This is a genomic window from Pseudomonas sp. R5(2019), from assembly GCF_009905435.1.
Taxonomy (GTDB): Bacteria; Pseudomonadota; Gammaproteobacteria; order Pseudomonadales; family Pseudomonadaceae; genus Aquipseudomonas.
This window is the reverse complement of sequence record NZ_JAAAMT010000022.1, coordinates 44,405-57,574: the sequence shown is the minus strand read 5'-3', so window position 1 is coordinate 57,574 and position 13,170 is coordinate 44,405. Positions and strand designations below refer to the sequence as shown.

Here is a 13,170-nt window from a genome sequence, read left to right as displayed (position 1 = left end):
GCCTGCGGGCGCATGGAATTCGATTGGGGGTGCACGCTTATGCAAGATTCACGATTTGCTCAGGGATTTAGAACGCTGGGGGCTGGCCTGGCAGCGCTATCGCTTGCGGCGTTGATGTCGGGGTGTGTGAGTAGCGAAGGCAAACCTGCCAATGACGTGCCCATTGAAAAAGAGACCAGTGCGGTGCCGATGGCAACGCCGCCGCAGGTGTATGCAAAGGAGATTGGCTCGGCGCGGTTTGAGCGGTCGGGGATCAAGGAGGTGCAAGGGTATACCGTAGAAAGCGGAAACCTGCTGACCAAGGATGGTGACACGGGGTCGCTGGTGGTTGTTCGTGCGCCGGATAACTCGGTCGTTGCGATCATTGATGAGCCGGGCAATCGCGGCATATTGCTGGTAAATCGCAACGGTGAAAGAACATTTCACCCAGAACCGCCGCTGAATTACATGACCGCTGACACCGTTCCAGGCGCTGAGGAGCTGCGGTTGGCAGCGCCTCCACCGAGCTCTGGTGAGCACAAGTATGTCGATATGCTTGTTGGCTATACGAACTACACGCTCGGCCAGTTGGGGGGAGATGCCGTGGGTTATGCACTGGCACAACTTGAAACGCTGAATCTGGGACTTCGTAATTCCTTAGTGTCAGGGCTTTCTTTGCGACTGGTGGGTATTAAAATCATTGATGAAACGCCTGATTACGGTACGTCAAGTGAGGGCTTGCGAAATTGGCAAAATAATCTTCAGAACGACAAGGTGGCCTTGCATGCTGATGTCAGTACGTCTTATGGGTCAGGGAATGGTCCCGGAGGCCGTGCCTATATGCCCGGACACACGAGTGTGAATCTATGGTACGCGCCATCAGCGTTTCGTCATGAGATCAGCCATAACGCAGGGGGGGACCACTGTAATGGCGATCCAGATTCAAAGAATTATAAATACGGTTACAGCAATGGCAGGTCGGCCACTTTTTTATGTGGTAACAACGTTCCCTATGTCTCAACGCCCGCGGTTCGTGATGCGCATGGCCTACCTCTGGGTAATGCGAATACAGCTGATATGGCCAGGGTGTGGCGAGAAAACATCGCTCGGTTAACGGGGTATCAGCCTGAACTACCCGGCGAGCGCTTGATTCTCGCAGGCCTTGGCGAACAGGAAACAGCCCGTTTGCGGATGGATACCTCAGTGGCAAACCCGCGAGCGGGCTTGGTAGCTCTTGACCCGAGTGTTGGGCCAACGCAGTTGCAAGCGCTGCCGGGGGGTGGTTATACGACGCTGACAGTGAAACTGAAGAATGACGCAGGTGTTGAGTTTCCGGTCAAGCTGCGAGCACAGCGTTCTATTGGCGGATGCTCTCAGAGTGGTATGAATAATAATGCCGGGTGCCAGGGAGGAGGAGCGCTATTCTTCACGCTTCAGTATCTCGCCACCGATAACCCCCAGATTCCCGAAGGCATGTTCAACGGTGTCTTGAAACTTAAGGCCATTGATGCGGCTGCCCCTAACTGGGAAACGCCGGTGACGATTTCAATTTCAATTCGGCAGACGAAACTTCCTAAAGTTAGATTCCTGAGCGAGAACTACTGTTTGTTGGACGAAGGGGTGCTCGCGGTGAAAATAGTCACAGGGGCAGCCTGCCACGGTGCTGATCCATCAGCGCATTGGACGGTCTTGCCCAATGGAACGATCGCTCGCGGTGATTTATTTGTCGTTCGCGCTGGAGATAAGGCCGTGCTAGGCACTCCCTCGACGGCAACACCTGCATTGAAGGTGGATTTTTCTTCTTCGCCGCCGACAATAAAACAAGATGATACTTGCTTGACAGCAGGCGCTGCTTCATTTGGATCTAAGCCGTTGTCTTTGGCTCGGTGCGGTATGAATGGGCAAAAATGGGATTACGTCCCCATCCCTAATCAATAATCATGGTTTTTGACTGTTCAGCAACGGCGTAATCAAGCGTGTGCTTCGGTCATCGGGTGCAACACCCGATGACCGAATGAACAGAGTTATCACCCCTCCATCGCCGCCCGAATATCCCCCGCCAATTCCCTTACCCGCTCCTCCTCGGTATCCCACGAGCACATAAACCGCGCCCCCCCACTACCGATAAAGGTATAAAACCGCCAGCCCTTGATCCGCAGCACCTCCAGCGCCTGCTCCGACATCTGCAGGAACACGCCGTTGGCCTCCACCGGGAACATCAGTTCAACCCCGGGAATGTCCTTCACCAACGCGCTCAGCAGCTGCGCGCAGTGGTTGGCATGCCCGGCATGCTTGAGCCAGGCCCCGCCTTCGAGCAAGCCGACCCAGGGTGCGGAGAGGAAGCGCATCTTCGACGCCAGTTGCCCGGCCTGCTTGCAGCGATAGTCGAAATCCACCGCCAGGTCGCGGTTGAAGAACAAAATCGCGTCACCCACCGCCATGCCATTCTTGGTGCCGCCAAAGCACAGCACGTCGACCCCGGCTTTCCAGGTCAGTTCGGCCGGTGAGCAGCCCAGAAAGGCGCAGGCGTTGGCGAAGCGGGCGCCGTCCATGTGCAGGTTCAGGCCCAGCTCTTTACAGGTGGCGCTGATCGCCTTGATCTCTTCCGGGCGGTAGACGCTGCCCACTTCGGTGGCCTGGGTCAGGGTGACCACGCGCGGCTTGGGGTAGTGGATGTCCTGGCGCTTGAGGGCGATTTCGCGGATCGAGGCGGGGGTCAGTTTGCCGGCTTCGGTGCGGGCGATGAGCAGCTTGGAGCCGTTGGAGAAGAACTCCGGCGCGCCGCATTCGTCGGTTTCGACGTGGGCGGTCTCCGAGCAGATCACGCTGTGGTAGCTCTGGCATAAAGACGACAAGGCCAGTGAGTTGGCCGCCGTGCCGTTGAAGGCGAAAAACACTTCGCAGTCGGTTTCGAACAAGGCGCGGAAGTGATCCGCGGCGCGGGCCGTCCATTGGTCGTCGCCATAGGCGCGCTCGTGGCCGTGGTTGGCTTGCGCCATGGCGGCCCACGCCTCGGGGCAGATTCCGGAATAGTTGTCGCTGGCGAACTGCTGGGTTTGTTCTGACATGGCCCTGTCCTTTGTTCGATGATGGAACGCACTGTAAACCATGCTTTCGGACGTCGCCTACGGGGCATTTTTGACAGGCTGTAGCGAGTGCGCTACAGCCATGTCGTAAACGCACCTTTGTGTGGCGCGTGTAGGCATTCCGCGTGCCTGTCCCGGCCATACCATCGCATCCAATGAGGCCCAACCCGTTCGGTCCGGTGCCCACCGATCCGCTGCCAGGAGAGATGCGATGTTTAGCAAGCAAGACCAGATCCAGGGTTACGACGATGCACTGTTGGCGGCCATGAACGCCGAAGAGCAGCGCCAGGAAGATCACATCGAGCTGATCGCCTCGGAAAACTACACCAGCAAGCGTGTCATGGAGGCCCAGGGCAGCGGCCTGACCAATAAATATGCCGAAGGTTATCCGGGCAAGCGCTACTACGGTGGCTGCGAGCATGTGGATAAAGTCGAGCAACTGGCCATCGACCGCGCCAAACAGCTGTTCGGTGCCGACTACGCGAACGTGCAGCCGCATTCGGGCAGCCAGGCCAACGCCGCTGTCTACCTGGCGCTGCTGCAAGCCGGCGACACCGTGCTGGGCATGAGCCTGGCCCACGGCGGCCACCTGACTCACGGCGCCAAGGTCAGCTTCTCGGGCAAGCTGTATAACGCCGTGCAGTACGGCATCGACACCGACACCGGCCTGATCGACTACGACGAAGTCGAGCGCCTGGCGGTCGAGCACCAGCCAAAAATGATCATCGCCGGGTTCTCCGCCTACTCCAAGACCCTGGACTTCCCACGCTTTCGTGAAATCGCCGACAAGGTCGGTGCCTACCTGTTCGTCGACATGGCCCACGTGGCCGGCCTGGTCGCTGCTGGTCTGTACCCGAACCCGCTGCCGTACGCCGACGTGGTCACCACCACCACTCACAAGACCCTGCGCGGTCCGCGTGGCGGCCTGATTCTGGCCCGTGCCAACGAAGCGCTGGAAAAGAAACTCAACGCAGCCGTTTTCCCCGGCGGCCAAGGCGGCCCGCTGATGCACGTGATCGCCGCCAAGGCGGTGTGCTTCAAGGAAGCCCTGGAGCCTGAATTCAAGGCCTACCAGCAACAAGTGATCGACAACGCCCAGGCCATGGCCAGTGTGTTTATCGAGCGCGGCTACGATGTAGTCTCCGGCGGCACCGACAACCACCTGTTCCTGGTCAGCCTGATCCGTCAGGGCCTGACCGGCAAAGACGCCGACGCCGCCCTGGGCCGTGCGCACATCACTGTGAACAAGAACGCCGTGCCGAACGACCCGCAATCGCCGTTCGTGACCTCGGGCCTGCGCATCGGCACCCCGGCCGTCACCAGCCGTGGCTTCAAGGTCGCCCAGTGCACCGCGCTGGCCGGCTGGATCTGCGACATCCTCGACAACCTCGGTGATGCCGACGTTGAAGCCGATGTTGCGCAGAATGTCGCCGCCCTGTGTGCAGACTTCCCGGTTTACCGCTGAGTGGGTTCAGGAGTAATGACTATGCAACGCTACTCTGGCTTTGGCCTCTTCAAACACTCGCTCAGCCACCACGAAAACTGGCAGCGCATGTGGCGCACGCCGACCCCGAAAAAGGTCTACGACGTGGTCATCGTCGGCGGTGGCGGGCATGGTCTGGCGACCGCCTACTACCTGGCCAAGGAGCACGGCATCACTAACGTGGCCGTGGTCGAGAAAGGCTGGCTGGGCGGCGGTAACACCGCCCGCAACACCACCATCGTGCGTTCCAACTACCTGTGGGACGAGTCGGCGCACCTGTACGAACACGCCATGAAACTCTGGGAAGGGCTGTCCCAGGACATCAACTACAACGTGATGTTCTCCCAGCGCGGCGTCTACAACCTGTGCCACACCCTGCAAGACATGCGCGATTCCGAGCGCCGGGTGTCGGCCAACCGTCTCAATGGCGTGGACGGTGAACTGCTCAACACCCAGCAAGTGATGGACGAGATTCCGTACCTGGACTGCTCGAAAAACACCCGCTACCCGATCCTCGGCGCCACCGTGCAACGGCGCGGCGGCGTGGCCCGTCACGATGCCGTGGCCTGGGGCTTTGCCCGTGCGGCCGACGCCTTGGGCGTGGACCTGATCCAGCAAACCGAAGTGATCGGTTTTCGCAAGGAAAACGGCGCGGTCATCGGCGTTGAAACCAACAAGGGCTTTATCGGCGCCAAGCGCGTCGGCGTGGTCACCGCCGGTAACTCCGGGCACATGGCGAAGCTTGCGGGCTTCCGTCTGCCGATCGAGTCGCACCCGCTGCAAGCACTGGTGTCGGAGCCGATCAAGCCGATCATCGACAGCGTGATCATGTCCAACGCCGTGCACGGCTATATCAGCCAGTCCGACAAGGGCGACCTGGTCATCGGTGCCGGTATCGACGGTTGGGTCGGCTACGGCCAGCGCGGCTCGTACCCGATCATCGAGCACACCCTGCAGGCCATCGTGGAAATGTTCCCGATCCTGTCACGCGTGCGCATGAACCGTCAGTGGGGCGGCATCGTCGACACCACGCCGGACGCCTGCCCGATCATCTCCAAAACGCCGGTTGCGAACATGTTCTTCAACTGCGGTTGGGGCACCGGTGGCTTCAAGGCCACCCCGGGTTCGGGCAACGTCTTTGCCGCAAGCCTTGCCAAGGGTGAAATGCACCCGCTGGCCGCACCGTTTTCCATCGACCGTTTCTACAGCGGCGCCCTGATCGACGAACACGGCGCTGCCGCTGTCGCCCACTAACAGGAGAAATTCATCATGTTGCACATCTTCTGTCCTCATTGCGGCGAGCTGCGCTCCGAAGAAGAGTTCCATTCCTCAGGCCAGGCGCACATTCCGCGCCCGCTGGACCCCGGTGCCTGCACCGATGAAGAGTGGGGCACCTACATGTTCTTCCGCGACAACCCGCGTGGCCTGCACCACGAACTGTGGATTCACGCCGCCGGTTGCCGCCAGTACTTCAACGCCACCCGTGACACCGTTACCTATGAAATTCTTGAAACCTATCCGATCGGCGCCAAGCCGCAAGTGACAGGCAAGAGCACAAGCCCGCAATTGGTTGCCAGTGGTCAGGGGGAAAAGGTATGAGCCAGGTCAATCGCCTGTCCAACGGCGGTCGTATCGACCGCAGCCAGGTCTTGAATTTCACCTTCAACGGTGTGCGTTATCAGGGCTATGCCGGTGACACCCTGGCCGCGGCCTTGCTGGCCAACGGCGTCGATATCATTGGTCGCAGCTTCAAATACTCGCGCCCACGCGGCATCGTTGCCGCCGGTGCCGAAGAGCCGAACGCGGTGCTGCAGATCGGTGCCACCGAAGCGACCCAGGTGCCGAACGTGCGCGCCACCCAACAGGCGCTGTACGCAGGCCTGGTCGCGACCAGCACCAACGGCTGGCCGAGCGTCAACAACGACGTGATGGGGATTCTCGGCAAGGTCGGCGGCAAGCTGATGCCGCCGGGCTTCTACTACAAAACCTTCATGTATCCGCAGTCGTTCTGGATGACGTACGAGAAGTACATCCGTAAGGCGGCAGGCCTTGGCCGTTCGCCGCTGGAAAACGACCCGGACACTTACGACTACATGAACCAGCACTGCGATGTGCTGATCGTCGGTGCCGGCCCTGCTGGCCTGGCCGCGGCCCTTGCTGCTGCCCGTAGCGGTGCCCGGGTGATTCTTGCCGACGAGCAGGAAGAGTTCGGTGGCAGCCTGCTCGACAGCCGTGAAACCCTCAATGGCAAGCCTGCGGCCGAGTGGGTCGCCAGCGTTATCGAAGAGCTCAAGGGCTATTCCGACGTGACCCTGCTGCCACGCTCGACCGTGAACGGCTATCACGATCACAACTTCCTGACCATTCACCAGCGCCTGACCGACCACCTGGGCGACCGCGCGCCGATCGGCCAGGTTCGCCAACGCATGCACCGTGTCCGCGCCAAGCGCGTGGTGCTGGCCACCGGTACCCACGAGCGTCCGCTGGTGTATGGCAACAACGATGTGCCAGGCAACATGCTGGCCGGTGCGGTGTCGACCTATGTGCGCCGCTATGGCGTGGCACCGGGCAAAAAACTGGTGCTGTCGACCAACAACGATTACGCCTACCGCGTGGCACTGGACTGCCACGACGCCGGCCTGCAAGTGGTCGCCATTGCCGACGCACGCCACAACCCACGTGGTGCGCTGGTTGAAGAAGCCCGCGCCAAGGGCATTCGCATCCTGACGTCGAGCGCAGTGATCGAGTCCCGTGGCAGCAAGCACGTGACGGCTGCCCGCGTGGCGGCCATCGATGTACGCGCCCATAAAGTCACCAGCCCCGGCGAGTGGCTGGAGTGCGACCTGGTGGCCAGCTCCGGCGGTTACAGCCCGGTGGTGCACCTGGCTTCGCACCTGGGCGGCAAGCCGATCTGGCGTGAAGACATTCTCGGTTTCGTCCCTGGCGAAGCGCCGCAAAAACGCGTTTGCGTCGGTGGTATCAACGGCGTTTACCCGCTGGCCGATGCCTTGGCCGATGGTTTCGCAGGCGGTGCTCTGGCAGCGACAGAAGCCGGATTCAAGGCGGTTGAAGGCGTGTTGCCGAAAGCCGTGGCCCGTAAGGAAGAAGCCACGATTGCGCTGTTCCAGGTGCCACACGACAAATCCACTGCACGGGCGCCGAAGCAATTCGTCGACCAGCAGAACGACGTGACCGCTGCCGCCATCGAACTGGCGACCCGCGAGGGCTTCGAGTCGGTCGAGCACGTCAAGCGCTACACCGCACTGGGCTTCGGTACCGACCAGGGCAAACTGGGCAACGTCAACGGCCTGGCCATTGCCGCCAAGTCCATGGGCATCACCATCCCCGAGATGGGCACCACCATGTTCCGCCCCAACTACACGCCGGTGACCTTCGGCGCGATCGCCGGGCGTCATTGCGGGCACCTGATGGAGCCGGTGCGCTTTACCGCACTGCATGCCTGGCACGTGAAAAACGGTGCCGAGTTCGAAGACGTCGGCCAGTGGAAGCGCCCTTGGTACTTCCCGAAAACCGGTGAAGACCTGCACGCCGCCGTGGCCCGTGAATGCAAGGCCGTGCGCGACAGCGTGGGCCTGCTCGATGCCTCGACCCTGGGCAAGATCGACATCCAGGGCCCGGATGCGCGCGAGTTCCTCAACCGCGTCTACACCAACGCCTGGACCAAGCTCGACGTGGGCAAGGCCCGCTACGGCCTGATGTGCAAGGAAGACGGCATGGTCTTCGACGACGGTGTGACGGCGTGCCTGGCCGACAACCACTTCGTCATGACCACCACCACCGGCGGTGCGGCTCGCGTGCTGCAATGGCTGGAGATCTATCAGCAGACCGAATGGCCGGACCTGAAGGTGTACTTCACCTCGGTCACCGACCACTGGGCGACCCTGACCCTGTCCGGACCCAACAGCCGCAAGCTGCTGGCTGAAGTCACCGACATCGACCTGGGCAAGGACGCTTTCCCGTTCATGACCTGGAAGGAAGGCAACGTCGCTGGCGTACCGGCGCGGGTGTTCCGTATCTCGTTCACCGGCGAGCTGTCATATGAAGTGAACGTGCAGGCCGACTACGCCATGGGTGTGCTGGAGAAAATCGCCGAGGCCGGCAAGAAGTACAACCTGACCCCGTACGGCACCGAAACCATGCACGTGCTGCGGGCCGAGAAGGGCTTCATCATCGTCGGCCAGGACACTGACAGCTCGATGACTCCGGACGACCTGAACATGGGCTGGTGTGTCGGTCGCACCAAGCCGTTCTCGTGGATCGGCTGGCGTGGCATGAACCGCGAAGACTGCGTGCGCGAGAACCGCAAGCAGCTGGTCGGCCTCAAGCCGGTTGAATCCAACAAGGTTCTGCCAGAAGGCGCGCAGCTGGTGTTCGACACCCGCCAGACCATCCCGATGAAAATGGTCGGCCACGTCACCTCCAGCTACATGAGTTCGACCATGGGTCACTCGTTTGCACTGGCGGTGGTCAAGGGCGGACTCAAGCGCATGGGTGAGCGGGTCTTCGCTCCGTTGGCGGACGGCACCTTCATCGAAGCAGAAATCTGCTCGTCGGTGTTCTTCGACCCTAAAGGCGATCGCCAGAACATTTAAGAGCATCGCTGGCAAGCCCTGCTCCTACATTCCCCGAACGTAGGAGCAGGGCTCGCCCGCGATAGGCACGACACAAAATTCAAGGCAGGTGTCACATGACAGCAGTCAACGTTTACCAGCAACGCCCAGACAACGGCGCCAAAGCCGAGTCCTCGCTGCACCACGCAGACCTTCCCAGCCTGGTCGGCAAGGGCCGTAAAAACGCAGGCGTGACCCTGCGCGAGAAAAAACTCCTCGGCCACCTCACCCTGCGTGGTGATGGCAAGGACCCCGCCTTCAGCAGCGGCGTGTTCAAGGCCCTGGGCCTGGAACTGCCGGTGGCCCTGACCGTGGTCGCCAACAAAGACATGTCACTGCAATGGCTCGGCCCGGACGAGTGGCTGTTGATCGTCCCCGGCGGCCAGGAAGTGGCGGTCGAGAAAAAACTGCGCGCGGCGCTGGGCGACCTGCATATCCAGATCGTCAACGTCAGCGGCGGTCAGAGCCTGCTGGAGTTGAGCGGCCCGAACGTGCGCGACGTGTTGATGAAGTCCACCAGCTACGACGTGCACCCGAACAACTTCCCGGTCGGCAAAGCCGTGGGCACCGTGTTCGCCAAGTCGCAACTGGTGATTCGCCGCACGGGCGATGAAACCTGGGAACTGCTGATCCGTCGCAGCTTCGCCGATTACTGGTGGTTGTGGTTGCAGGATGCATCCGCTGAATACGGCCTGAGCATCCAGGCTTGATCGTCTACACAGGAGTTTAAGCATGAGCCGCGCCCCGGATACCTGGATTCTCACCGCCGACTGCCCCAGCGTGCTTGGCACCGTGGACGCGGTGACCCGCTACCTGTACGAGCAACGCTGCTACGTCACCGAGCACCATTCGTTCGATGACCGGGTGTCGGGGCGTTTCTTCATTCGCGTGGAGTTTCGCCAACCCGAAGGCTTCGATGAAACGGCCTTCCGCGCAGGCCTGGCCGAGCGCGGTGAAGCCTTCGGCATGCTGTTCGAACTGACGCCACCCAAGTACCGGCCGAAAGTGGTGATCATGGTCTCCAAGGCCGATCACTGCCTGAACGATTTGCTGTATCGCCAGCGTATTGGCCAACTGTCGATGGACGTGGTCGCGGTGATCTCCAATCACCCTGATCTGGAACCTTTGGCGCGCTGGCACGAAATCCCCTACTACCATTTCCCCCTCGACCCACACGACAAACCGGCGCAAGAGCGCAAGGTGTTGCAGGTGGTCGAAGAGTCCGGCGCGGAATTGGTGATCCTTGCCCGCTACATGCAAGTGCTGTCACCCGAGCTGTGCCGCCGACTCGACGGTTGGGCGATCAATATCCATCACTCGCTACTGCCGGGCTTCAAGGGTGCCAAGCCTTACCACCAGGCCTACAACAAGGGCGTGAAGCTGGTCGGGGCGACGGCGCACTACATCAACAATGACCTGGACGAAGGCCCGATCATCGCCCAGGGCGTGGAAGCTGTGGACCACAGCCACTACCCCGAAGACCTGATCGCCTGCGGCCGCGACATCGAATGCCTGACCCTGGCCCGGGCGGTGGGCTACCACATCGAGCGACGCGTGTTCCTAAACGCCAACCGGACGGTGGTGCTCTAACCGGCACCATTGGATTGCTTTTGATTTTTAATGTGGGAGCGGATTTATCCGCGAATAGGGCCCCTGAGGTCTTTCAAAACTACCGCGGTGCCCTTATTCGCGGATAAATCCGCTCCCACAGGAGAATGCATTCCCATAGGGAATCGCATCGTTTCTAGCTTCACGCAATACAACCAGTTTCCAGAGCAACCGGCGTTACGCCGACTCGGCGAACGCTTTACAGCGCTACAAAAACAATACAGCGAGGTGAAAGCATGTCTGGCAATCGTGGTGTGGTGTATCTCGGCGCGGGCAAGGTCGAAGTGCGGAAAATCGACTATCCGAAGATGCAGGATCCCCGTGGCAAGAAGATTGAGCATGGCGTCATCCTGAAAGTGGTCTCCACCAACATCTGCGGCTCCGACCAGCACATGGTGCGCGGCCGTACCACCGCTCAGGTCGGCCTGGTGCTCGGCCACGAGATCACCGGTGAAGTGATCGAAAAAGGCAGCGATGTCGAAAACCTCAAGATTGGCGATCTGGTCTCCGTCCCCTTCAACGTCGCCTGCGGCCGCTGCCGCAGCTGCAAGGAACAACACACCGGCGTCTGCCTGACCGTCAACCCGGCCCGTGCCGGTGGTGCTTACGGTTACGTCGACATGGGCGACTGGACCGGTGGCCAGGCCGAATACGTGCTGGTGCCCTACGCCGACTTCAACCTGCTCAAACTGCCGGACCGCGACAAGGCCATGGAGAAAATCCGCGACCTGACCTGCCTCTCCGACATCCTCCCCACCGGCTACCACGGCGCCGTCACCGCAGGCGTTGGCCCGGGCAGCTCGGTGTACATCGCCGGTGCCGGCCCGGTCGGCCTGGCCGCCGCCGCTTCGGCACGCCTGCTGGGCGCCGCCGTGGTCATCGTCGGTGACGTCAACCCGGTCCGCCTGGCCCACGCCAAGGCCCAGGGTTTCGAAATCGCCGACCTGTCCCAGGACACCCCGCTGCACGAACAAATCGCCGCCCTGCTGGGTGAGCCGGAAGTCGACTGCGCCGTCGACGCCGTAGGCTTCGAAGCCCGTGGCCACGGCCATGCCGGTGCCCAACACGAAGCCCCCGCCACCGTGCTCAACTCCCTGATGGGCGTGGTACGTGTTGCCGGCAAAATCGGCATCCCCGGCCTCTACGTCACCGAAGACCCGGGCGCCGTAGACGCCGCCGCCAAAATCGGCAGCCTGAGCATCCGCTTCGGCCTGGGCTGGGCCAAATCCCACAGCTTCCACACCGGCCAGACCCCGGTGATGAAATACAACCGCGCGCTGATGCAAGCGATCATGTGGGACCGCATCAACATCGCTGAAGTGGTGGGTGTGCAGGTGATCAGCCTGGATCAGGCGCCGGAAGGGTATGGCGAGTTTGATGCGGGTGTGCCGAAGAAGTTTGTGATTGATCCGCATAAGACGTTTAGTGCTGCCTGAGTAGCGTAAACCACCGGCATGTAGGAGCCGGCTTTAGCCGCGATGGCCTGCACCGCAGGCCCAACGATAGGGGCCGCTGCGCGCCCCATCGCGGCTGAAGCCGGCTCCTACCGCCAGCTCGCTTGCATCGCCGCAAGCGTCTCCCCTATAGTTCGCCCCGTCGCTGCAAAATCAGCGGCCGGGAGTGCAAGCCCGAAAAACTTAAGGTGCATCAGCCACTGCCTGCAGGTATTCGTACCTATGGGCGGCTTAACAGCTTTTGGAGCCTTGAATGACTGACCCTATTTCACCACTTGAAACAACCAAAGTCCCGGTGATGCTCATCAACCCGGACGCAACCCTGCAAGACCTTCTCGCCTATACCGATCTGCGAATCAAGACCACCAAGGAATTGATGATCAGCCTGTCGTGCCTCAATGCCGATGCGATGGAACGCCGTGATGTCAGTGCCGTGGCGGATGTGGCTTATCTGTTGTTGCAGGATGGGGGAGAGGTGCTGGATGCAGTGCGCTGGCGATTGACCTGACGGTCCAGGCGGTAGGAGCGACTTCAGTCGCGAAGGGCCGCATCGCGGCCCCGGATGCCGATCTTGATCCACGCTAGGGGTGATGGCTTACAGCGCCCCTAAGCAGCCCCTTCTGTATTACGCTTTCAACTGCCGGCCCAGCACATCCAGCAGATCACACCCATCGCGCAGCAACATCGTGGCCGCCTGAGCAATATGCTGCAGGTCGGTGCCGTCGACGTGGGTGATTTCGGTACGGGCAAGGCTTTCCATCATTTGTGTCGCACTACGGATTCGGTACAGCGCGGTGGCATGGATGCTGACAAGCGACGCTTGGCTGTCGATCATCAGGGCAGGGGTGTCCAGATCGATGTCGGTCAGGGGGATGTATTGAGGCATATGAAGTTCTCTGTTGGGTTGGAGATCATTTGCACTCTGTGAT

11 protein-coding genes are annotated in these 13,170 nt (G+C 60.9%); 9 read left to right on the top strand and 2 right to left on the bottom strand.

Annotation, left to right across the window (positions count from 1 at the left end; genetic code table 11):
* The first annotated feature begins 12 nt into the window (after nucleotides 1-12).
* A complete protein-coding gene (locus GUY40_RS15845; protein WP_218585457.1) occupies nucleotides 13-1,917 on the top strand; it encodes a hypothetical protein in 1,905 nt (634 codons plus the stop codon).
* 89 nt (nucleotides 1,918-2,006) lie between these two features.
* On the opposite strand, the gene GUY40_RS15840 is transcribed toward GUY40_RS15845, so the two are convergent.
* The gene (locus tag GUY40_RS15840) at nucleotides 2,007-3,047 is read right to left on the bottom strand and encodes a low specificity L-threonine aldolase (RefSeq protein ID WP_166569858.1); all 1,041 of its coding nucleotides are present in this window, start codon (nucleotides 3,045-3,047) and stop codon (nucleotides 2,007-2,009) included.
* Between the two features lie 229 nt (nucleotides 3,048-3,276).
* Between GUY40_RS15840 and glyA the strand changes: the two genes are divergently transcribed.
* The 8 genes from glyA to GUY40_RS15800 all read left to right on the top strand — a co-directional run bounded on the left by glyA (nucleotide 3,277) and on the right by GUY40_RS15800 (nucleotide 12,749).
* A complete protein-coding gene (glyA, locus tag GUY40_RS15835; protein WP_166569857.1) occupies nucleotides 3,277-4,530 on the top strand; it encodes a serine hydroxymethyltransferase in 1,254 nt (417 codons plus the stop codon).
* Between the two features lie 21 nt (nucleotides 4,531-4,551).
* Complete coding sequence (locus GUY40_RS15830) at nucleotides 4,552-5,802, top strand: sarcosine oxidase subunit beta family protein (RefSeq protein ID WP_166569856.1); 1,251 nt, start codon at nucleotides 4,552-4,554, stop codon at nucleotides 5,800-5,802.
* 15 nt (nucleotides 5,803-5,817) lie between these two features.
* Entirely contained in the window at nucleotides 5,818-6,147 is a 330-nt protein-coding gene (locus GUY40_RS15825) for a sarcosine oxidase subunit delta (protein WP_166569855.1), read from the top strand.
* Nucleotides 6,144-9,161 carry a sarcosine oxidase subunit alpha gene (locus GUY40_RS15820; RefSeq protein ID WP_166569854.1) on the top strand — a complete coding sequence of 1,006 codons (3,018 nt, stop codon included), beginning with the start codon at nucleotides 6,144-6,146 and terminating at the stop codon, nucleotides 9,159-9,161. Before GUY40_RS15825 ends, GUY40_RS15820 begins: the two co-directional genes overlap by 4 nt.
* Nucleotides 9,162-9,256: 95 nt before the next feature.
* Nucleotides 9,257-9,889 (top strand): sarcosine oxidase subunit gamma, encoded by a 633-nt coding sequence (locus tag GUY40_RS15815; RefSeq protein WP_166569853.1) that lies wholly within the window; start codon nucleotides 9,257-9,259, stop codon nucleotides 9,887-9,889.
* A 22-nt stretch (nucleotides 9,890-9,911) separates the two neighbouring features.
* A complete protein-coding gene (gene purU, locus GUY40_RS15810; RefSeq protein ID WP_166569852.1) occupies nucleotides 9,912-10,769 on the top strand; it encodes a formyltetrahydrofolate deformylase in 858 nt (285 codons plus the stop codon).
* A 254-nt stretch (nucleotides 10,770-11,023) separates the two neighbouring features.
* Nucleotides 11,024-12,223, top strand: a complete 1,200-nt coding sequence (fdhA, locus tag GUY40_RS15805) for a formaldehyde dehydrogenase, glutathione-independent (protein ID WP_166569851.1) — start codon at nucleotides 11,024-11,026, stop codon at nucleotides 12,221-12,223.
* 271 nt (nucleotides 12,224-12,494) lie between these two features.
* Nucleotides 12,495-12,749, top strand: a complete 255-nt coding sequence (locus GUY40_RS15800) for a hypothetical protein (RefSeq protein WP_166569850.1) — start codon at nucleotides 12,495-12,497, stop codon at nucleotides 12,747-12,749.
* 117 nt (nucleotides 12,750-12,866) lie between these two features.
* Here GUY40_RS15800 and GUY40_RS15795 read toward each other — a convergent pair whose 3' ends face one another.
* On the bottom strand, nucleotides 12,867-13,127 hold the full coding sequence (locus tag GUY40_RS15795) for a short-chain dehydrogenase (protein WP_166569849.1): 261 nt from the start codon (nucleotides 13,125-13,127) through the stop codon (nucleotides 12,867-12,869).
* Between the last annotated feature and the right edge of the window lie 43 nt (nucleotides 13,128-13,170).